This is a genomic window from Cellulomonas sp. P4_H12, from assembly GCF_056400905.1.
In genome coordinates this window covers 114,557-133,954 of the sequence record NZ_JBFUKJ010000005.1, presented here as the reverse complement: position 1 = coordinate 133,954, position 19,398 = coordinate 114,557, and the positions used below count along the sequence as shown (strand labels likewise).

Here is a 19,398-nt window from a genome sequence, read left to right as displayed (position 1 = left end):
CGGAGCGGCCACCCAGCAGACCTCAGGAGAAGACCACACCGTGGCCACCAAGATTCGCCTCAAGCGCTTCGGCAAGATCCGTTCGCCGTACTACCGCATCGTCGTCGCCGACTCGCGCACCAAGCGCGACGGTCGCGTGATCGAGGAGATCGGCAAGTACCACCCCACCGAGGAGCCCTCGTTCATCGAGGTCGACTCCGAGCGTGCCCAGTACTGGCTCGGCGTCGGCGCGCAGCCGACCGAGCAGGTCGCCGTGCTCCTCAAGATCACCGGTGACTGGCAGAAGTTCAAGAACCTCCCCGGCCAGGAGGGCACGCTGCGCACCAAGGCCGACAAGGTCGACCCGAAGGCCGCGATCGACAAGGTCGCGCTCGACGCCGAGAAGGCCAAGGCCAAGGCGTCCGAGAAGAAGTCCGCCGCTGTCGAGGCTCCGGCCGAGACGGTCGAGGACGAGCAGGCCTGATGCTCGCCGACGCTCTCGAGCACCTGGTGCGTGGCATCGTCGACCACCCGGACGACGTCCGCGTGAACGCGTCGACGCTGCGCCGCGGGGACCTGCTCGAGGTGCGCGTGCACCCTGACGACCTCGGCCGGGTCATCGGCCGCGGCGGTCGCACGGCACGCGCGCTGCGCACCGTCGTCGGTGCGCTCTCGACGGACGGCGCGGTCCGTGTCGACGTCGTGGACGTCGACCGGCGCTGAGTCATCGCCGAAGGCCCGGTCCCCTAGCCTGGGGACCGGGCCTTCGTCATTCCCACCCCCCGATCGTGAGGACTCCCATGCTGCTGACCGTCGCGCGGATCGGCCGTGCCCACGGCCTGCGCGGAGAGGTCGCCCTCGACCTGCGGACCGACGCCCCCGAGGAGCGCTTCGGCGACGGCGCCGTGCTCGCGACCGTGCCCGCCGCGCGAGGGCCGTTGACCGTCGTCGGCACCCGCATCCAGCAGGGCCGCTGGTACGTGACGTTCGCGCAGATCACCGACCGGACCACGGCCGAGGCGATGCGCGGCACCGAGCTCGTCGTCGACGAGGACGCCTCGGACGAGGACGACGCCTGGTACCCGCACGAGCTCGCGGGGCTGCGCGCCGAGCACGTCGACGGCCGGGTGCTGGGCGAGATCGTCGGCCTGGAGCACCTGCCCGCGCACGACATGCTGGTGCTGCGCGAGCCCGACGGCGCCCGCACGCTCGTGCCGTTCGTCCGCGCAATGGTCCCCGTCGTGGACGTCGCGGGCGGCCGCGTGGTGCTGGACCCGCCGGGCGGCCTGCTGGCGTCCGACGTCGCGAATCTGGTGGTCTCGGAGGAGACCGTCGGAGACGACGACTGACGTGCGCATCGACGTCGTCTCGATCTTCCCCGAGTACCTGGCGCCGCTGGACCTGTCGCTCGTCGGCAAGGCGCGGACGGGCGGCCTGCTGGACCTGCGCGTGCACGACCTGCGCGACTGGACCACGGACCGCCACCGCACCGTGGACGACACCCCCTTCGGCGGCGGTGCCGGCATGGTGATGCGGCCCGATGTGTGGGGCGCCGCCCTCGACGAGCTCCTCGACGAGGACGCGCACCTTCTGGTGCCGACGCCGTCGGGGGAGCCGTTCACGCAGCGGACCGCGGAGGCGCTGGCCGACGAGACGCACCTCGTGCTCGCGTGCGGACGCTACGAGGGGATCGACGCCCGGGTGGCCGAGCACTACCGGTCGCGCGGGCGGGTCACCGAGTTCTCCCTGGGGGACTACGTGCTCAACGGGGGCGAGGTGGCCGCGCTCGTCGTGGTCGAGGCCGTCGCGCGCCTGCTGCCCGGCGTCGTCGGGAACCCCGAGTCGCTGGTCGAGGAGTCGCACGGGGCCGCGGGTCTGCTGGAGTACCCCGTCTACACCAAGCCGCCGGCGTGGGCGGGGCTCGAGGTCCCGGACGTGCTCCTGTCCGGGCACCACGCGCGCATCGCGCGCTGGCGGCGGGACACGGCCCTGCGCCGGACCGCCGCACGTCGGCCGGACCTGATCGCGGCACTGGCCGTCGACGAGCTGGACGCCCACGACCTCGCGACCCTGGCGACGCTCGGCTGGCACCCCGTGGACGGGCGCCTCACCCCTGCGTGACGTTCCGCACCCGATTAACCGCCGGTGCGCCCCGTGTGGCAGACTTGCCCGTTGGTGCGCGCAGGCCGCGTCTCTGCCACAGGGGAGACGAATCACGACCACCCGGGGTTCGACCCCCGACGCACCGGACCATCAGACCAAGGACGCCGGTCCTGCCCTGCACGGGCAGCCGTGACGCCCTCGACGACGTTCCTGACCTGTGGCAGGGCGGGGAAGTGACATCACATGCACACGCTCGACAGTGTCGACGCAGCATCGCTGCGCTCCGACATCCCGGACTTCCGCGCCGGTGACACCCTGAAGGTCAACGTCAAGGTCGTCGAGGGCAACCGCTCGCGCATCCAGGCGTTCCAGGGTGTCGTCATCGGCCGCCAGGGTGACGGCGTCCGCGAGACGTTCACGGTCCGCAAGGTCAGCTTCCAGGTCGGCGTCGAGCGCACGTTCCCCGTGCACTCCCCGAGCCTGGAGTCGATCGAGGTCGTGACGCGCGGCGACGTGCGACGCGCGAAGCTGTACTACCTGCGCAAGCTCCGTGGCAAGAAGGCCAAGATCAAGGAGAAGCGCGACTTCACCCCCGCCGCGAAGAAGGCCTGAGCCTCCTCGCACGCGACGTCCTGACGGGCGGCCACCGATCCGGTGGCCGCCCGTCGGCGTCTGTGGGGGGCGCGGCCGCAGGTCAGGCGCGTCGCGAGGTCATGAGGCCCGTGACCCGCGCAAGACGGCGCATCTCGCCGGGTGGTCGTGTGCGCGATCGGGTCCCTCGCATGCGAGAGTGTGCGGGTGATCGACCGACCCGCCCGAGACCTCGACGAGGACTCGTCGCCCACGTCGTGGCCGGGGCGCGAGGCACCCGGCGAGGCCGTGGCAGGCCCGCGGCTCCCCGACGTGACGGGTTCGGGTGACGATGCCGAGCCTCCCTCGGGGACCAGTCGTCGGCACGCCGCGTCCCGCCGCCCGAGCGGCGCGGGGTCGCTGCTGCGCGAGACGGTCATCATCCTCGTCAGCGCGATCGTGCTGTCGCTGCTGGTCAAGACGTTCCTCGTGCAGGCGTTCTTCATCCCCAGCCAGTCCATGCACGACACCCTGATCGAGCACGACCGCATCCTCGTGAGCAAGCTGACGCCGGGACCGTTCGACCTGCGTCGCGGGGACATCGTCGTGTTCAAGGATCCCGGCGGCTGGCTGCCCGCCGACGTCGCGCCGGACCCCGGTCCGGTGCGCGGCGCGATCAACGACGCCCTGACGTTCATCGGGCTCTACCCCGCCGACGCCAACGAGCACCTGGTCAAGCGGCTCATCGGACTGCCCGGGGACCACGTCGCCTGTGCCGGCCCGGGCGAGCCCGTGACGGTCAACGGTGAACCCCTCGACGAGCCGTACCTCGCCGAGGGCGTGCTGCCCAGCGACATCGCGTTCGACATCACGGTGCCGGAGAACAGCATCTGGGTCATGGGTGACAACCGGTCGCACTCGTCGGACTCGCGCTACAACCAGGGCAAGCCCGGCGGGGGCTCCGTGCCCATCGCCAACGTCGTCGGCGTCGCCTTCGTGACCGTCTGGCCGATCGAGCGCGTCGGCATCCTGCACAACCCCACCAGCACGTTCGCGGACGTGCCCGACCAGCCATGACCACGGTCGCGGCCGCCCGTCGGCCGGTCACGCCGCGCACGCCGCCCCACCTGCGGCACGAGCGGGTGCTGCTGCGCGACGGCGCGCGGTTGCTGGCGGGGATGGACGAGGTCGGCCGCGGGTCGCTGGCGGGTCCGGTGAGCGTCGGCGTGGTCGTCGTGGACGCCACGACGAGGTCCGCCCCGAAGGGTGTCGCGGACTCCAAGCTCCTCGCGCCGGCGGCCCGGACACGGCTGCTGCCGGCCCTCAATCGCTGGGGGCTGGCGCGAGCGGTGGGCCACGCGAGCGCCGACGAGATCGACGAGATCGGGATCATCGCCGCCCTGCGCCTGGCCGGGACCCGCGCGCTGGCGGCGATCGCCGCGACCGTCGGACCGGTGGACGTCGTCCTCCTCGACGGGTCCCACGACTGGCTCAGCCGCCCCGCGCAGCCCGACCTGTTCACCGTCGACGAGCAGCCGGACCTGCCGGCACCGCGCGTGCACGTGCGGATCAAGGCCGACCGCACCTGCGCGTCCGTCGCGGCCGCCAGCGTGCTCGCGAAGTGCGAGCGGGACGCCCTCATGGTCGCGCTCGCCGCCGAGCACCCCGCCTACCGGTGGGACGAGAACAAGGGCTACGCGTCGGCGGAGCACATGGCGGCCCTGCGCGAGCTGGGCCCGAGCGTGCTGCACCGGCGCTCCTGGCGGCTGCCCGGGCTCGGCGAGGACGCGGACCTGGAGCCGGACGACGGGCTGGACGACGACGTCCTGGGCGACGTCGACGAGCTCGACGACGACGAGGTTCTCCTCGGGCGCGAGCCGTCCTGACCGCTCGCCCGCGTGGCAGGCGCGGCCGGGACCGCGCGCATGGGGGATGATGTCCCGGTGAGCGCGGAGGACCTGGAGAACTACGAGACCGACATGGAGCTCGCGCTGTACCGCGAGTACCGCGACGTCGTGGGGCTCTTCTCCTACGTCGTCGAGACCGAGCGACGCTTCTACCTGGCGAACCAGGTGGACCTGCAGGTCAGGTCCGCCGCGGGTGAGGTGTACTTCGAGCTGACGCTCGCCGACGCGTGGGTCTGGGACGTGTACCGCTCGGCGCGGTTCGTGAAGTCCGTGCGCGTGGTCACGTTCAAGGACGTGAACGTCGAGGAGCTGGCGAAGGCCGAGCTCGACCTCGGCGGCAGCGCGGGCTTCGCCCGCTGACCCACCCGTACGTCGGCCTCGCGGGCGCACCGCTGCCGCGCAGCGAGCCGCCCACAGCCCCGCCGGAGCGCCGCCGCGTCCCCGACCGGGCGGTTCCGCCTCCTCGGCACCCTCCCGCGCTGGCAGCGTCCAGCGCGGAGGTGGTCCGGTGCGTGCGAAGGACGCGGTGGGGCGGTACGGCGAGGACGTGGCGGCGGCGCACGTGCGCGGGCGCGGCTGGGAGGTGCTCGACCGCAACTGGCGGACCCGGGAGGGCGAGCTGGACCTGGTCGCGCTCGACGGCGACGAGCTGGTGGTGGTCGAGGTCAAGACCCGCCGGTCGGTCGCGTTCGGGCACCCCGCGGAGGCCGTGACCCCGCGCAAGCTGGCGCGCGTCCGGCGCCTCGCCGCCCTGTGGCTGGCCGCGCACGACGTCCATCCCCGCTCGGTGCGGGTCGACGTGATCGCCGTGCTGCTGCCGGTGCGCGGCGCCGCCGAGGTCGACCATCTCGTCGGGGTGGTCTAGGTGGTGCTCGGGCGCACGCTCGGCGTCGCGCTGGTCGGGCTGACCGGGCACGTGGTCGAGGTCGAGGCGCATCTCGCGCCCTCCCTGCCGGCCTTCACCCTGGTCGGGCTGCCGGACGCCTCGCTGGCCGAGTCCCGGGACCGGGTCCGGGCCGCCGTGACGTCGTCCGGCCTCGCGTGGCCCAACCGGCGCATCACGGTCAACCTCTCGCCCGCCACCCTGCCCAAGTCCGGCTCGGGCTTCGACCTGGCCATCGCGATCGCCACCCTCGCGGGCGCGGAAGCGATCGACCCGGCCGCGACCCGCGACGTCGTGCACCTCGGCGAGCTCGGGCTCGACGGTCGGCTCAGGCCCGTGCGTGGCGTGCTGCCCGCCGTTGCCGCCGCCGTCGCCGCGGGGCACCGCCGGGTGGTGGTGGCGGCCGCGAACGCCGCGGAGGCGCGGCTGGTGCCCGGTGCGCAGGTGGTCGGGGCCACCAGCCTCGCGCAGGTGGCCGCGGGCTACGGCGCGAGCCTGGAGGTGCCCGAGGTGCCACCGGTGTCGGTCGAGGCGATCACCGCGCGGCCGAGGACGGCAACGCTGGATCTGTCGGACGTCGTCGGCCAGCCGGAGGCGCGTGCGTGCCTCGAGGTCGCCGCCGCGGGCGGTCACCACCTGCTCATGGTGGGTCCGCCGGGCACGGGCAAGACCATGCTCGCGGCCCGCCTGCCGGGGTTGCTGCCCGACCTGTCCGAGGCGGACGCGGTGGAGGTCACCGCCGTGCACTCCGTGGCCGGCGCGTTCGACCCGGGCGGCGGGTTGCTGCGTCGGCCGCCGTTCGAGGACCCGCACCACACCGCCACCCCTGCGAGCGTCGTGGGCGGTGGCTCCGGCCTGCCGCGACCGGGTGCCGCGTCGCGCGCGCACCGCGGCGTGCTCTTCCTCGACGAGGCCCCCGAGTTCTCCACCGCGGTCCTCCAGACCCTCCGGCAGCCGCTCGAGCACGGTGAGCTGGTGCTGCACCGGGCAGCGGGCACCGCTCGGTACCCCGCACGCTTCCAGCTGGTCCTGGCGGCCAACCCGTGCCCCTGCGGCCAGGCCGTCGGCAAGGGGCTGTCGTGCACGTGCCGACCCGAGCAGCGCAGACGGTACTTCGGGAAGCTGTCCGGGCCGCTGCTCGACCGCGTGGACCTGCAGGTCGAGCTGGCGCCGTCACGTGCCGGCGCGGCGGCGGGGGAGTCCACGGCGACGGTGGCCGCGCGGGTGGTCGGCGCTCGCGCGGCGCAGGCCGAGCGGCTGCGGGGCACTCCGTGGCGCACGAACGGCGATGTCCCGGGAGGCTGGCTCCGCGAGCGTCTGGGTCCCGACCGCTCGCTCGTCTCCGACCTCGACCGCGCACTCGACCGGGGGACGTTGAGCCTGCGCGGGGTGGACCGCGTGCTGCGGGTCGCGTGGACGTTGGCAGACCTGGCCGGCCGGGCGGCGCCTGGGCGCGCCGACGTCGGGCAGGCGCTGCTGCTGCGCACCCGCGGGCACGGCGCATGACCGGCGCAGGCGCGGACGTCCTGGCGCGCGCGGCGTGGAGCGGTCTGGCGGAACCGGGGGACCCCGTCGCCGGGGCCCTCGTGGAGCAGCTCGGTGCCGTCGACGCGCTCGCGTGGGTGCGCGGGGCGCTCGCGGMGGCTGGGACGCCGGACCTCGGTCCGCTCGAGGGCGGGCACGGTCGGCTCGCTCCGGCCGACACCGCGCGGATCGGCCGCGCGCTGGCCCGCTGGGCGGCGCGACTGCCGGACTGCGACCCGCGGCGTGCGCTCGACCGGCTGGACCGGCTCGACGGCGCCGTCCTGGTCCCCGGAGATCCCCGGTGGCCCGTGGCGATCGACGATCTCGGGGTCGAGGCGCCGTTCTGCCTCTGGGTGCGCGGCGACCTCGATCTCGCCGCGGTCTCGCCCCGCAGCGTCGCGGTCGTCGGGTCGCGCGCCGCGACGTCGTACGGGGAGCGCGTGGCGTTCGACCTGGCCGACGGGCTCGCCGACGCCGGCGGCTGCGTGGTCTCGGGCGGCGCGTACGGCATCGACGCGGCCGCGCACCGCGGGGCGCTGGCCCGGGGCGGCACCACCCTCGTCGTCCTCGCCGGAGGGGTCGACCGCGCGTACCCCGCCGGCAACGCCCGGCTCCTCGAGTCCGTGGTCGTCGGGGGCGGCGCGCTCGTCTCGGAGGTGCCGCCGGCCACCCTGCCGACGAAGAGCCGGTTCCTCCAGCGCAACAGGCTGATCGCCGCGGCCGGGCGGGCCACCGTCGTGGTCGAGGCGGCCTGGCGGTCGGGCGCCATGAGCACCGCCCACCACGCGGCGCGGCTCCTGCGGCCCGTCGGCGCCGTGCCCGGTCCGGTCACGTCGATGGCCTCCGCGGGCTGCCACCGTCTGCTGCGCGACGGGGTCGCCGTCTGCGTGACGGACGCGGCGGAGGTGCGCGAGCTCGCGGCAACGAACGGCGCCGACCTCGACGCGGTGGTGGCGGCGGAGCGCGCGGCCGACGCGCGAGCGGCTCGACCGGGGGACGGCCTGGACCCGGTCGCCCGGCGGGTGCTCGATGCCATGCCGCGGCGCGTCCCGGCCGACCTCGAGCGCGTCGCCAGCGTCGCGGGCGTCTCCGTGGCCGAGGCCCGTGGCGCGCTGGGGCTGCTGGAGCTCGACGCGTGGGTGGTCCGACGCGCAGGCGGGTGGATCGCCGTGAGTCGTCTCACACCATGACGCCCGACCGTGTCCAGAAGGCGCGCCGAGAACGGTGTGAAGAACATGGGGGTGAGGTGATCTGCGGGTGAAAAAAACGCGCGACCGGGCATTTCTTGGTCGGCGAATCGGACATTGTGCCGGGATTCGCCCAGCGTTAGCCCGGGCAGGTGAAAGCGCTGCTTGTTCCCGGCTGTGTTTCAGGTCACCGTACTCACATGGACGTGGTCGAGATCACTGCAGGGGCGCCGAATCGCGGCCGCCTCCTGTCGGAGTTCTCGGCACACCTGAGTGCGCAGCGGGGATTGTCGGCGAACACCAACCGCGCTTACGTCGGCGATGTCGAGCAGCTTCTCGGATATGCCTCGCGGCACGGTCGCACCACCCTCGACTCGATCGATCTGTCCGTGCTGCGCGGCTGGCTCGCGTCGATGGCCACCACGCACCGCAGCCGCGCGACCCTCGCCCGCCGCGGCGCCGCCGTCCGCACGTTCTTTGCCTGGGCCAGCCGCACGCACCGTGTGCCGGCCGACCCGGCCCTGCGTCTCGCCACCGCGCGGGCCGCCTCGCCGCTGCCGACCGTGCTCCGCCTGGAGCCCGTCACCCAGATGCTCGACCTCGCTCGCGACCGGGCCGCCGGCGGCGACGCCATGGGCCTGCGGGACTGGGCGCTCCTGGAGCTGCTGTACGCCACGGGCGTCCGCGTCGGCGAGGTCTGCGGTGCCGACCTCGGCGACCTGGACCTGCACGAGCGCACGCTCCGGGTGGTCGGCAAGGGCGACAAGGAGCGCGTCGTCCCGTTCGGCAAGCCCGCCGCGACCGCGCTGAGCGCGTGGCTCGAGCGTGGCCGCCCGCAGCTCGTGCACCCGACCTCGCCGTCGGCCGTCTTCCTCGGCCTCCGCGGGGGCCGTCTCGACCAGCGCCAGGCGCGCTCGGTCGTCCACCAGGCCGCCGCCCTCGCGGGCGTCGACGACGTGGCGCCGCACGCGCTGCGTCACACCGCCGCGACCCACCTCCTCGAGGGTGGCTCGGACCTGCGCAGCGTCCAGGAGATCCTCGGCCACGCCAGCCTGGCCACGACGCAGCGCTACACCCACGTCTCGGCCGACCGCCTGCGGTCTGCCTTCCAGCAAGCGCACCCACGAGCATGACGCACACGATGGAGTCGACGATGACGACGCAGCTGGACGCCGCCTTCCCGGTGCGCACCCGGATGACCAGCACGGCCCCCGAGGGAGTCATCCCGCAGCCGTGGCCCGCCACCGCAGCGGAGGTCGCGTCCCCGACGGTCCCGATCACGCGTGGGGTGCCGGCTCCGCGCGGACCGGTCGCGCCCAGCCGGTCCGTCGAGGAGGTCGACGCCCTCTGGGAGGACTACAAGGCGTCGCAGTCCCCGCGGGCGCGCGAGGGCTTGATCCTGCACTACGCGCCGCTGGTCTCCGCCGTCGCCGGCCGCGTCGGGATGCGCCTGCCCAGCACGGTCGAGCAGGCCGACCTCGTGTCGTACGGCATGTTCGGTCTGATCGACGCCATCGAGAAGTACCAGACCGACCGCGCCGTGAAGTTCGAGTCGTACGCGTCGTCCCGCATCCGCGGCGCGATCATCGACGAGCTGCGGGCGATGGACTGGGTCCCGCGCTCGGTCCGCACCAAGGCCCGCGCGGTCGACCGCGCGTACGCGGAGCTCGAGGCCAAGCTGCACCGCACCCCGACCGAGGACGAGGTGGCCCGCCACCTCGAGATGCCCGTCGAGGACCTGCGTGCCATCTACTCCCAGCTGTCGACCGTCAACGTCGCCGCCCTCGACGAGCTGCTCGGCGGCGGTGACGACCGCCCCGGCGGGGTCTCGCTCGGCGACACCCTCGGCGACGACCGCACGCTGGACCCCGCCAGCTCGATGGAGGCGGCCGAGACCAAGTTCCTGCTGGCGCGCGCGATCGAGTGCCTGGGCGAGCGCGAGCGCATCGTCGTCGTCCTCTACTACTACGAGGGCATGACGCTCGCGGAGATCGGCCGGGTGCTTGGCGTGACCGAGTCCCGCATCTCGCAGATGCACACCGCCGCGATGGTGCGCCTCCGGACCCGCCTCCTCGAGGCCGAGCGCGTCTGAGCGTCGCGACCTCCGTCACGGCCCGCCGCGGCGTTCGCGGTCGGGCAGCGGGTCGTCGACGATCGGGATGTCGAGGCCATGCAGGGGTATACGGAGCTGGTGAGTGCGGCCCGTGCGCCGGCCGACCTCATTCACCCGCTCACCCGGACGACCGCACTCCGCACGGCGAGCGCACCAGGGGCTCAGCCGTCTTCACGGAGGGGCAGGAGCACCACCGGGCCCTCACCCGGCAGCAGTGCCATCGGGTCGACGTAGTCGCTGCCCACCCGCACGCCCCAGTGCAGGCAGGTGGCCGGCGCGCAGTGCGAACCCGTCGTCAGGACGACCCCGAGCGTCTGGCCGGCGCCGACGACGTCGCCGACCCGGACCCCCGCGAGCACCGGCTCGACGCTCGACCGGCGCCCGTCCGCGTCGGTCACCGTCACGACCMCCCGACCCGCCACCGCCCCGGCGAAGGTGACGGTGCCGGCGACCGGCGCGAGGACCGTCGCCCCCGCACCGGAGCGTAGGTCGACGCCGCGGTGGCCCGCCGCCCACGGTTGGGGCGGGTGCTCGAAGCGTCGCGCGACGTCGGCCGCCCCGGCGAGCGGCAGCCGATAGGTCCCCGCGGGCGACGGGGGTGCGGTCGGTGCGGCCGAGCCGGATGCGGCGAGCACCGCCGTCGCGAKCGCCACGAGCAGACCGACGGCGCCGCACCCGAGCACGAACCGCAGCGAGCCCCGCCGGTCCTGGAGCTCTGGGGGACGCGCGCGGCGCGCATCAGCCGCGCGGCGTCCGCCAGGTGGCGCGCCGCCGGCCCGGGGCCCGGCGGGCGTGCGCGGTGAAGGGTCGGGTCCGCCCGAGGGTTCCGGACGGGCCAACGGCGTCCGCGCCACGGGTGGGGTGTCCGCCCCAGGGGATGCGGCGGGACCGGGCGACGACACCGGACGGGGGCTGACGGGAGCTCGGGTCATGACGGCGATCGTCGTCGGACGGCCGAGCCCCCGAGAGGGCCGGGACCTGATCTGGGGACACGCAGCTAGCCGCCGGGGGCTGTGGGCGGCTCGTCGGTCGGGAGCAGTCCCGCCGATCGGCTAAACTTCTGGTGCGACCGGTCCGTACCGGTCGACTTCGCGCGTCATCCACCCGACCAGGGACCCGCCGGCCATCGTGCCGACGAGCACCAGGACGGGGTCGATCTCCGCAGCGGTCCGGGCTCCTGCACCAGTGGCAGTCCCCGGAGCGGACGACGACATGGCGCCAGGGGCGCCGACCAGCTGGTCGGAGCCGACAACCGAGATGCGGGCCCCAGGACGGGCCCGCCTTGACGTGCGCACCCTGCGGTGCGCACCGGAAGGACGTGCCATGGCCGTCGTGACCATGCGCCAGCTGCTCGAGAGCGGTGTCCACTTCGGGCACCAGACCCGCCGCTGGAACCCCAAGATGAAGCGCTTCATCTTCACCGAGCGCAACGGCATCTACATCGTCGACCTGCAGCAGTCGCTGTCGTACATCGACAACGCGTACGACTTCGTGAGCCAGACCGTCGCGCACGGCGGGACGATCCTGTTCGTCGGCACGAAGAAGCAGGCGCAGGAGCCGGTCGCCGACCAGGCCGCCCGCGTCGGCATGCCCTACGTCAACCAGCGCTGGCTCGGTGGCATGCTCACCAACTTCAGCACGGTGCACAAGCGTCTCCAGCGCCTCAAGGAGCTCGAGCAGATCGACTTCGACGACGTGGCGGGCTCGAACCTCACGAAGAAGGAGCTGCTCGTCCTGCGCCGCGAGAAGGACAAGCTCGCGAAGACGCTCGGCGGCATCCGCGACATGGCCAAGGTCCCCTCGGCCGTGTGGATCGTCGACACGAACAAGGAGCACCTCGCCGTCAACGAGGCGCGCAAGCTCGGCATCCCGGTCGTCGCCATCCTCGACACCAACTGCGACCCCGACGTCGTCGACTACCCGATCCCGGGCAACGACGACGCGATCCGCGCCGTGCAGCTGCTGACCCGCGTCATCGCGGACGCCGCGGCCGACGGTCTGCTCAAGCGCCACTCGGGCCGTACGGCCGCTGCCGAGGGCACCACGACCGACGCCGAGCCGCTCGCCGAGTGGGAGCGCGAGCTCCTCGCTGGTGCCGAGGCCGACCTGGCGAGCACCGAGGTCGCCGCTGACGCGACCGAGGCCGTCGCCGAGGCGAAGACCGAGATCGCGGAGGAGGTCGCCGAGGAGGTCGTGGCCGAGGCCGTGGTCGAGGCGATCGCCGAGGAGATCGTCGCCGAGGTCGTGGCCGAGGAGGTCGCCGAGGAGGCTGCCGCCGAGGTCGTCGCCGACGAGGCTGCCGCCGAGGGCGACACCGACTCCAAGTGACCCCGCCGGTGCCGGTGGCCCTCCAGGGGTCACCGGCACCAGCGCGTCACCGGACCCGGACGGGTCCCGCTCGAAACGTCACGACTCAGAGGAACGGACACGACTGATGGCGAACTACTCGCTCGCAGACATCAAGGCGCTGCGCGAGAAGACCGGTGCCGGAATGATGGACGTCAAGAAGGCGCTCGAGGAGGCGGAGGGCGACTCCGACAAGGCTCTCGAGCTCATCCGCGTCAAGGGCCTCAAGGGCGTCGGCAAGCGTGAGGGCCGCGCGGCCTCGGACGGCCTCGTCGTCGCTCACGTCGGCCCGACGGCCGACGGCGAGGGTCAGACGGGCGTGCTCGTCGAGATCAACTCGGAGACCGACTTCGTCGCGAAGAGCCCGAACTTCGTCGCCCTCGCGGACCGCGTCCTCGCGGCTGCGGTCGACAGCCCGGCGCGCGACGCCGACGCGCTGCTGGCCACCGAGGTCGACGGCTCCAGCGTGCAGACCATCGTCGACGAGACCGCCGCCACGCTCGGCGAGCGCGTCGTCGTGCGCCGCCTGGCCCGCGTGGCCGGTGAGCACGTCGAGGTCTACCTGCACAAGGTCAGCAAGGACCTGCCCCCGCAGGTCGGCGTGCTCGTCGCGACCGACGCTGCCGGCGCCGGCGTGGCCCGGGACATCGCGACGCACATCGCGGCGTTCTCGCCCACGTACCTCACGCGCGAGGAGGTCTCGGCCGACGTCGTCGCGAACGAGCGCCACATCGCCGAGGAGACGGCCCGCAACGAGGGCAAGCCCGAGGCCGCGCTGCCGAAGATCATCGAGGGCCGCCTGAACGGCTTCTTCAAGGAGAACGTCCTGCTCGAGCAGGCGTTCGCCAAGGACAACAAGAAGACCGTCGCCCAGGTTCTCTCCGAGGCCGGCGGCACGCTGACGGGCTTCGTCCGTTACCGCGTGGGAGCCTGACCCCATGTGATCGACGACGGCCCCGGCCCTGCGGGGACCGGGGCCGTCGTCGGTACCAGCTCGACCCAACTCTTGTGGAGGCGCTGTGACCCAGGACCCCGAGTCGACCCGCGGGGCGGTGCCGGAGCGGCGTGTGCTGCTCAAGCTCTCCGGCGAGACGTTCGGGGGTGGTGACGTGGGCCTCGCCGCCGACGTCGTCCAGCGCGTCGCTGCCGAGATCGCGGTGGCCGTCCGCGCCGGGGTCCAGGTCGCGATCGTGGTCGGCGGCGGCAACTTCTTCCGCGGCGCCGAGCTCTCGCAACGTGGGCTCGACCGGGCCCGCGCCGACTACATGGGCATGCTCGGCACGGTCATGAACTGCCTCGCGCTCCAGGACTTCCTCGAGCAGGCCGGCGTCAGCACGCGCGTGCAGACCGCGATCGCGATGGGCCAGGTGGCGGAGCCGTACATCCCGCTGCGCGCCATCCGGCACCTGGAGAAGGGCCGCGTCGTGATCTTCGGCGCCGGCGCGGGCATGCCGTACTTCTCGACGGACACCGTCAGCGTGCAGCGCGCCCTCGAGACGCACTGCCACGAGGTGCTCATGGGCAAGAACGGCGTGGACGGCGTGTACTCCGCGGACCCGCGGACGGACCCCGACGCCGTGAAGCTCGACCACCTCACCTATACCGACGCGCTGGTCAACGACCTGGGCGTCATGGACGGCTCGGCGCTCAGCCTGTGCCGCGACAACGACGTGCGCATGCGCGTGTTCGGTCTCGAGGAGGCCGGGAACGTCACGCGCGCGCTGCAGGGTGAGAAGATCGGCACGCTGATCACGGCAAGCTGAGAACCACTGCACGGCCCACACGACCAACCCGCACGAAGGAGCTCCGGTGATCGACGAGACCCTCTTCGAGGCTGAAGAGAAGATGGACAAGGCCGTCGAGGTCGCCAAGGAGGACTTCTCGACGATCCGCACCGGTCGCGCCAACGCCGCGATGTTCTCCAAGGTGTTCGTCGACTACTACGGCAGCCCGACGCCCCTGCAGCAGCTCGCGTCGTTCAACGTCACCGAGGCGCGCACCATCCTCGTGTCGCCGTTCGACAAGTCGTCGACCACCGCGATCGAGAAGGCGCTGCGCGACTCCGACCTCGGCGTCAACCCGACCAACGACGGCAACGTCATCCGCATCGTGCTGCCCGCCCTCACGCAGGAGCGGCGCAAGGACTTCGTGAAGCTCGCCCGGACCAAGGCCGAGGACGCGCGCATCTCGGTGCGCAACGTGCGCCGTCGCGCCAAGGAGGAGCTGGACCGCATCGTCAAGGACGGCGAGGCCGGCGAGGACGAGGTCGGCCGTGCGGAGAAGGAGCTCGAGTCCCTGACGAAGAAGCACGTGGATCTCATCGACCACCTGCTGTCGTCCAAGGAGAACGAGCTCCTCGAGGTCTGATGAGCCAGACAGCCATCGCCGCCACCCGGACCCCTCGCCCCGGTCGTGACCTGCCGGTCGCGATCGTCGTCGGCGTCGCCATGCTCCTGGCGGTGGTCGCGTCGCTGTTCATCCGCAAGGAAGCCTTCGCCGTCGTCGCCGTGCTGGCCGTGTGCGCCGGGCTGTGGGAGCTGGCGCAGGCGTTCACGCGCCGCAACATCCACCTGCCGCTGCTGCCGCTGCTGGTCGGCGCGATCGGCATCCTCGTCTCCGCGTACACGGCGGGGCCCGAGGCGCTGTTCGTCGCGTTCATGCTGACGGTGGGCGGCGTCGTCGTCTGGCGCGTCCTCGACGGCAGCGGTCAGCCCGCCCTGCGCGACGCCACGGCCGGTGCCTTCGCTGCTGCGTACCTGCCGTTCCTCGGCGGCTTCGTCATGCTCATGCTCGCGGAGCCCGACGGCCCGTCGCGCGTGATGCTGTTCATCCTCCTGTGCGTCGCCAGCGACGTCGGCGGCTACACGGTCGGCGTGCTGCTCGGCCGGCACCCGCTCGCCCCGTCGGTGAGCCCGAAGAAGACCTGGGAGGGTCTGGCCGGCTCCATCGTGCTGGCGTGCGTGGTCGGCGTCGTCGGGATCCAGGTCGCGTTCGGCGGCGAGCCGCTGGTCGGGGTGTTCCTCGGCCTGGCGACCGTCGTCACCGCGACGCTCGGCGACCTCGCGGAGTCGCTGCTCAAGCGCGACCTCGAGCTCAAGGACATGGGCCGGCTGGTGCCGGGGCACGGCGGCCTCCTGGACCGCCTCGACTCGCTCGTCCTGACCGCCCCGGCCGTGTACGTCGTCCTCACGGTCCTCCAGCCCGCCTGAACTATCTGAGAGGGGTACCGCGATGACTGGTACACCCGTTCGCCTCGACCTGTCCTCGCCCAGCCGGGGACCTCGCGGCAAGCCGCCCAAGCACTTCGTCGACCTCACCCCCGAGCAGCGCATCGACGCCGTCACGGAGCTGGGGGAGAAGCCCTTCCGGGCCAAGCAGCTGGCGACCCACTACTTCACGCACCTCACCAACGACCCCGCGCTGATGACCGACCTGCCCAAGGCGACGCGCGACAAGCTGGTGGAGGGGCTGTTCCCGCAGCTGCTCACGGCGCACCGCACGCAGACCGCGGACAAGGGCACGACCGTCAAGACGCTCTGGCACCTGTTCGACGGCGCCAAGGTCGAGTCGGTCCTCATGCGCTACGCCAACCGCACCACGCTGTGCGTGTCCAGCCAGGCGGGGTGCGGGCTCGCGTGCTCGTTCTGCGCGACCGGCCAGCTGGGCCTGACCCGCAACCTGTCGACGGCGGAGATCGTCGAGCAGGTGCGCGCGGCGGCCCGGTCGCTCGCCGACGGCGAGGTCCCCGGGGGACCGACGCGTCTGAGCAACGTCGTGTTCATGGGCATGGGTGAGCCGCTGGCCAACTACAAGTCGGTCATGGAGACGGTGCGCCGCCTGGTCGCGCCGACGCCGGACGGTCTCGGCATGTCCGCGCGCAACGTGACGGTGTCGACCGTCGGGATGGTGCCGGCCATGGACCGGCTGGCCAAGGAGGGCATCCCCGTCACGCTGGCGCTGTCGCTGCACGCGCCCGACGACGAGCTCCGCAGCGAGCTCGTGCCGGTGAACACGCGGTGGAGCGTGGACGAGGCGCTCGACTCCGCGCACCGCTACTTCGAGGTCACCGGGCGCCGGGTCTCCATCGAGTACGCGCTCATCCGCGACATCAACGACCACGCCTGGCGCGCGGACCTGCTGGGCGAGAAGCTCAACGCCCGCGGCCGCGGCTGGGTGCACTGCAACCCGATCCCGCTCAACCCGACGCCGGGTTCCAAGTGGACGGCGAGCGATCCGCGGGTCGAGCAGGAGTTCGTGGCACGCTTGCGTGCGCACGGGATCCCGACGACGATCCGGGACACCCGCGGCAGTGAGATCGACGGTGCCTGCGGCCAGCTCGCAGCGGAGGAGGACGAGTGAGCGACGGCATGTTCCGGACCGTCTCGGGCCTGAAGCAGGGGTACGACCCGGACGAGGTCGACGACTTCTTCGCGCACGCCCGTGCTGTCTACGAGCAGGGCCCCGCCGGCGGTCTGGCCAGCAAGGACGTGCGCGGTGTCGCGTTCGACATGGTGCGCGGCGGATACGTCACGGCCGCGGTGGACGCCGCGCTGGACCGCCTCGAGGCCGCGTTCGTGGCGCGGTCGCGCGCCGAGTACATCGCGACGCAGGGCCAGCAGGCGTGGATGAGCAAGCTGAGCGAGCAGGCGCGCACCCTCTACGGCCGGCTCGGTCGTCCCGACGGTGACCGGTTCGCCCCGCCGGACGGGCGCCACCAGGGCTACGAGCCCGCCGACGTCGACGAGCTGTGCCAGCGCCTGGTCGCCTACTTCGACAAGGGCACGCCGCTGTCGGCGGCCGAGGTGCGGTCGGCGACGTTCCGGCGCCGCAAGGGCCGCAACGCCTACGCGGAGGGACCGGTCGACGCCTTCCTGGCGCGTGCGGTCGAGGTGCTGCTCGGCGTCGAGTAGGCCCGCCACGACGAACGCGAACGGCCGCGCTCCCGAGGGAGCGCGGCCGTTCTCTCGTCGGCGGAGGTCAGCCGTCCTCGCGCTTGAACGTGCGCGTGCCGAACCAGATGCCGAGCGCCACGAGGACGACGGTCACCGCGGAGCCCCACAGTGCGGTCGACGTCCCGATGTCGCCGGCGAACTGGGCGCGGATGCCCGAGACCACGTGCTTGATCGGGTTGAGGTTGGACAGCGTGTTGAGCCACGCCGGCGCGGACGCGGCGGTGATGGGCAGCAGGATGCCGGACAGCAGCAAGAGCGGCAGCGCGATGCCGTTCATGAGGGGCGCCAGTGCGTCCTCGCTCTTGAGCGTGAGCGCGACGGCGTAGGACGCCGAGGCGAACGCGGCGGCGAGCAGCGCGGCGGTGATGATGCCGAGCACGATGCCCCAGAACGGCGCCTCCAGCCCGAACAGGAACGCCACCGACACCAGGACGACGCCCTGCACGGCGACGACGATCACGTCGCGCAGCACGCGGCCGAGCACGAGCGCCGACCGGGGCGCGGGGCTGACCCGCTCCGCCTCGATGACGCCGTCCCGCCACTCGCCGATGAGGCCGAAGCCGACGAACAGCGCGCCGAACATGCCGAGCTGGACCAGCAGGCCCGGGACGAACAGCTGGTACGCGTTCGTAGCGCCCAGCTGGGGGGCGAGCGGCTCGAGCAGCGGGCCGAACAGCGACAGGTACAGCACCGGCTGCAGGAGACCCATGACGGACCACACCGGGTTGCGCAGCGAGATGCGCATGGCGCGGCGGAACACCGTGAGGGTGTCGCGGACGAACGTGCTCCGGCCGCTCTGCTCGTCGGTGAACGTGGGGGTGGTGGCGACGGCGGTCATGCGGCCGCTCCTTCGTTGGTGGCGCTCTGCGCGGGGCTCTCGCCGTCGCGCAGCGAGCGGCCGGTCAGGGTGAGGAAGACGTCGTCGAGCGTGGGGCGACGGAGCTCGACGCCGTCGAGCTCGATGCCCTCGGCGTCGAGCGAGCGCAGCAGGCCGGCCAGGAGGGTGCGGCCCTGCGGGACGCGGACCTCGACGAGCGAGCCGTCGACCGTCGGGACGTCCGCGCCGGGCAGCTGGGCGGCGACGGCGGCGATGCGGACGACGTCGGCGGGCTGCGACGCGCTGAGCAGGACGGCGTCGCCGCTGACGCGCTGCTTGAGCTCCTCGGGGGACCCCTCGGCGACGATCTGGCCGTGGTCGATGACGAGGATCCGGTCGCAGAGGGCGTCGGCCTCGTCGAGGTAGTGCGTGGTGAGGAACACGGTGCTGCCGCGCTCGTCGCGAAGCCCCCGCACGTGCGTCCAGAGGTTGGCCCGGGCCTGCGGGTCGAGGCCGGTGGTCGGCTCGTCGAGGAACACGAGCCGCGGCGTGTGGATGAGGCCCATCGCGATGTCGAGGCGGCGGCGCTGGCCGCCGGAGAGCGACGAGCACTTGCGGTCCCAGAGCCCGTCGAGCTCGAGCTGGTCGAAGAGCTCGCGGCCGCGGGTGGCGGCGACGGAGCGCTCGACGCCGTAGAGCAGCGCGTGGTCGATGACCTCCTCGCCGGCGCGGGCCTCGCCCGACGTCGAGCCGGACTGGGCGACGTAGCCGATGCGGCGGCGGACGGCGCCGGGGTCGCGACGGAGGTCGGCGCCGGCGACGGTCGCCTCGCCACGGGTCGGCTTGAGGAGCGTGGTGAGCATGCGGAGCGTGGTCGTCTTGCCGGCTCCGTTCGGGCCGAGGAAGCCGACGATCTCGCCGGCCTCGACGTCGAGGTCGACACCGCGCACGGCGTCGACGTCCCCTCGGCGGGTCTTGTAGGTGCGGGCCAGGCCGCGGGCATGGATCATGCGGGGT

Annotated in this window: 23 protein-coding genes; 20 read left to right on the top strand and 3 right to left on the bottom strand. The window is 73.0% G+C overall.

All coding sequences use genetic code 11. The features are described 5' to 3' along the window. The first annotated feature begins 40 nt into the window (after positions 1-40). The 13 genes from rpsP (at position 41) to whiG (ending at position 10,245) form a co-directional block, all read left to right on the top strand. On the top strand, positions 41-463 hold the full coding sequence (gene rpsP, locus AC1DQC_RS04755; RefSeq protein WP_477050062.1) for a 30S ribosomal protein S16: 423 nt from the start codon (positions 41-43) through the stop codon (positions 461-463). Further along, complete coding sequence (locus AC1DQC_RS04750) at positions 463-702, top strand: RNA-binding protein (RefSeq protein ID WP_055922281.1); 240 nt, start codon at positions 463-465, stop codon at positions 700-702. Before rpsP ends, AC1DQC_RS04750 begins: the two co-directional genes overlap by 1 nt. 77 nt (positions 703-779) lie before the next feature. Beyond that, the gene (rimM, locus tag AC1DQC_RS04745; RefSeq protein ID WP_477050078.1) at positions 780-1,328 is read left to right on the top strand and encodes a ribosome maturation factor RimM; all 549 of its coding nucleotides are present in this window, start codon (positions 780-782) and stop codon (positions 1,326-1,328) included. A gap of 1 nt (position 1,329) precedes the next feature. After that, positions 1,330-2,100: a tRNA (guanosine(37)-N1)-methyltransferase TrmD gene (gene trmD, locus AC1DQC_RS04740; protein ID WP_477050061.1), complete on the top strand. Its 771-nt coding sequence runs from the start codon at positions 1,330-1,332 to the stop codon at positions 2,098-2,100. A 225-nt stretch (positions 2,101-2,325) separates the two neighbouring features. Then, the gene (gene rplS / locus AC1DQC_RS04735; RefSeq protein WP_477050060.1) at positions 2,326-2,694 is read left to right on the top strand and encodes a 50S ribosomal protein L19; all 369 of its coding nucleotides are present in this window, start codon (positions 2,326-2,328) and stop codon (positions 2,692-2,694) included. Between the two features lie 186 nt (positions 2,695-2,880). Then, the gene (gene lepB, locus AC1DQC_RS04730; RefSeq protein WP_477050059.1) at positions 2,881-3,729 is read left to right on the top strand and encodes a signal peptidase I; all 849 of its coding nucleotides are present in this window, start codon (positions 2,881-2,883) and stop codon (positions 3,727-3,729) included. Beyond that, positions 3,726-4,538: a ribonuclease HII gene (locus tag AC1DQC_RS04725; RefSeq protein WP_477050058.1), complete on the top strand. Its 813-nt coding sequence runs from the start codon at positions 3,726-3,728 to the stop codon at positions 4,536-4,538. Before lepB ends, AC1DQC_RS04725 begins: the two co-directional genes overlap by 4 nt. Positions 4,539-4,595: 57 nt before the next feature. Beyond that, complete coding sequence (locus AC1DQC_RS04720) at positions 4,596-4,919, top strand: DUF2469 domain-containing protein (RefSeq protein WP_055922267.1); 324 nt, start codon at positions 4,596-4,598, stop codon at positions 4,917-4,919. A gap of 148 nt (positions 4,920-5,067) precedes the next feature. Beyond that, complete coding sequence (locus AC1DQC_RS04715) at positions 5,068-5,424, top strand: YraN family protein (RefSeq protein WP_477050057.1); 357 nt, start codon at positions 5,068-5,070, stop codon at positions 5,422-5,424. Next, positions 5,425-6,948 carry a YifB family Mg chelatase-like AAA ATPase gene (locus AC1DQC_RS04710; RefSeq protein WP_477050056.1) on the top strand — a complete coding sequence of 508 codons (1,524 nt, stop codon included), beginning with the start codon at positions 5,425-5,427 and terminating at the stop codon, positions 6,946-6,948. It begins immediately after the preceding gene. Continuing rightward, the gene (gene dprA, locus AC1DQC_RS04705; protein ID WP_477050055.1) at positions 6,945-8,156 is read left to right on the top strand and encodes a DNA-processing protein DprA; all 1,212 of its coding nucleotides are present in this window, start codon (positions 6,945-6,947) and stop codon (positions 8,154-8,156) included. The genes AC1DQC_RS04710 and dprA overlap by 4 nt, the downstream gene beginning before the upstream one ends. Positions 8,157-8,353: 197 nt before the next feature. After that, positions 8,354-9,286: a tyrosine recombinase XerC gene (locus tag AC1DQC_RS04700; protein ID WP_477050054.1), complete on the top strand. Its 933-nt coding sequence runs from the start codon at positions 8,354-8,356 to the stop codon at positions 9,284-9,286. A 20-nt stretch (positions 9,287-9,306) separates the two neighbouring features. Next, on the top strand, positions 9,307-10,245 hold the full coding sequence (gene whiG, locus AC1DQC_RS04695; RefSeq protein ID WP_477050053.1) for an RNA polymerase sigma factor WhiG: 939 nt from the start codon (positions 9,307-9,309) through the stop codon (positions 10,243-10,245). A 182-nt stretch (positions 10,246-10,427) separates the two neighbouring features. On the opposite strand, the gene AC1DQC_RS04690 is transcribed toward whiG, so the two are convergent. Further along, on the bottom strand, positions 10,428-10,919 hold the full coding sequence (locus AC1DQC_RS04690; RefSeq protein WP_477050052.1) for a murein hydrolase activator EnvC family protein: 492 nt from the start codon (positions 10,917-10,919) through the stop codon (positions 10,428-10,430). A 670-nt stretch (positions 10,920-11,589) separates the two neighbouring features. Between AC1DQC_RS04690 and rpsB the strand changes: the two genes are divergently transcribed. The 7 genes from rpsB to AC1DQC_RS04655 all read left to right on the top strand — a co-directional run bounded on the left by rpsB (position 11,590) and on the right by AC1DQC_RS04655 (position 17,522). Continuing rightward, entirely contained in the window at positions 11,590-12,594 is a 1,005-nt protein-coding gene (gene rpsB / locus AC1DQC_RS04685) for a 30S ribosomal protein S2 (protein WP_477050051.1), read from the top strand. 106 nt (positions 12,595-12,700) lie between these two features. Next, positions 12,701-13,546 (top strand): translation elongation factor Ts, encoded by an 846-nt coding sequence (gene tsf / locus AC1DQC_RS04680; protein WP_477050050.1) that lies wholly within the window; start codon positions 12,701-12,703, stop codon positions 13,544-13,546. A gap of 85 nt (positions 13,547-13,631) precedes the next feature. Further along, positions 13,632-14,375: a UMP kinase gene (gene pyrH / locus AC1DQC_RS04675; protein WP_477050049.1), complete on the top strand. Its 744-nt coding sequence runs from the start codon at positions 13,632-13,634 to the stop codon at positions 14,373-14,375. A gap of 46 nt (positions 14,376-14,421) precedes the next feature. Beyond that, complete coding sequence (frr, locus tag AC1DQC_RS04670; protein ID WP_315095924.1) at positions 14,422-14,979, top strand: ribosome recycling factor; 558 nt, start codon at positions 14,422-14,424, stop codon at positions 14,977-14,979. Continuing rightward, a complete protein-coding gene (locus tag AC1DQC_RS04665; protein ID WP_477050048.1) occupies positions 14,979-15,821 on the top strand; it encodes a phosphatidate cytidylyltransferase in 843 nt (280 codons plus the stop codon). Before frr ends, AC1DQC_RS04665 begins: the two co-directional genes overlap by 1 nt. Before the next feature lie 22 nt (positions 15,822-15,843). After that, a complete protein-coding gene (rlmN, locus tag AC1DQC_RS04660) occupies positions 15,844-16,971 on the top strand; it encodes a dual-specificity RNA methyltransferase RlmN (RefSeq protein ID WP_477050047.1) in 1,128 nt (375 codons plus the stop codon). After that, positions 16,968-17,522 carry a DivIVA domain-containing protein gene (locus tag AC1DQC_RS04655; protein ID WP_477050046.1) on the top strand — a complete coding sequence of 185 codons (555 nt, stop codon included), beginning with the start codon at positions 16,968-16,970 and terminating at the stop codon, positions 17,520-17,522. Before rlmN ends, AC1DQC_RS04655 begins: the two co-directional genes overlap by 4 nt. A gap of 67 nt (positions 17,523-17,589) precedes the next feature. Here AC1DQC_RS04655 and AC1DQC_RS04650 read toward each other — a convergent pair whose 3' ends face one another. Together AC1DQC_RS04650 and AC1DQC_RS04645 are read right to left on the bottom strand one after the other, a co-directional pair. Then, complete coding sequence (locus tag AC1DQC_RS04650; RefSeq protein WP_477050045.1) at positions 17,590-18,402, bottom strand: ABC transporter permease; 813 nt, start codon at positions 18,400-18,402, stop codon at positions 17,590-17,592. Then, complete coding sequence (locus tag AC1DQC_RS04645) at positions 18,399-19,391, bottom strand: ATP-binding cassette domain-containing protein (RefSeq protein ID WP_477050044.1); 993 nt, start codon at positions 19,389-19,391, stop codon at positions 18,399-18,401. The genes AC1DQC_RS04650 and AC1DQC_RS04645 overlap by 4 nt, the downstream gene beginning before the upstream one ends. Positions 19,392-19,398: the final 7 nt, after the last annotated feature.

Coding starts and splice junctions, on each gene's coding strand:
- rimM (WP_477050078.1), top strand. CDS start 780: ATGCTGCTGACCGTCGCGCGGATCGGCCGTGCCCACGGCCTGCGCGGA.
- whiG (WP_477050053.1), top strand. CDS start 9,307: ATGACGACGCAGCTGGACGCCGCCTTCCCGGTGCGCACCCGGATGACC.
- AC1DQC_RS04750 (WP_055922281.1), top strand. CDS start 463: ATGCTCGCCGACGCTCTCGAGCACCTGGTGCGTGGCATCGTCGACCAC.
- AC1DQC_RS04645 (WP_477050044.1), bottom strand. CDS start 19,391: ATGATCCATGCCCGCGGCCTGGCCCGCACCTACAAGACCCGCCGAGGG.
- AC1DQC_RS04700 (WP_477050054.1), top strand. CDS start 8,354: ATGGACGTGGTCGAGATCACTGCAGGGGCGCCGAATCGCGGCCGCCTC.
- rpsB (WP_477050051.1), top strand. CDS start 11,590: ATGGCCGTCGTGACCATGCGCCAGCTGCTCGAGAGCGGTGTCCACTTC.
- AC1DQC_RS04650 (WP_477050045.1), bottom strand. CDS start 18,402: ATGACCGCCGTCGCCACCACCCCCACGTTCACCGACGAGCAGAGCGGC.
- tsf (WP_477050050.1), top strand. CDS start 12,701: ATGGCGAACTACTCGCTCGCAGACATCAAGGCGCTGCGCGAGAAGACC.
- AC1DQC_RS04725 (WP_477050058.1), top strand. CDS start 3,726: ATGACCACGGTCGCGGCCGCCCGTCGGCCGGTCACGCCGCGCACGCCG.
- rlmN (WP_477050047.1), top strand. CDS start 15,844: ATGACTGGTACACCCGTTCGCCTCGACCTGTCCTCGCCCAGCCGGGGA.
- rplS (WP_477050060.1), top strand. CDS start 2,326: ATGCACACGCTCGACAGTGTCGACGCAGCATCGCTGCGCTCCGACATC.
- AC1DQC_RS04665 (WP_477050048.1), top strand. CDS start 14,979: ATGAGCCAGACAGCCATCGCCGCCACCCGGACCCCTCGCCCCGGTCGT.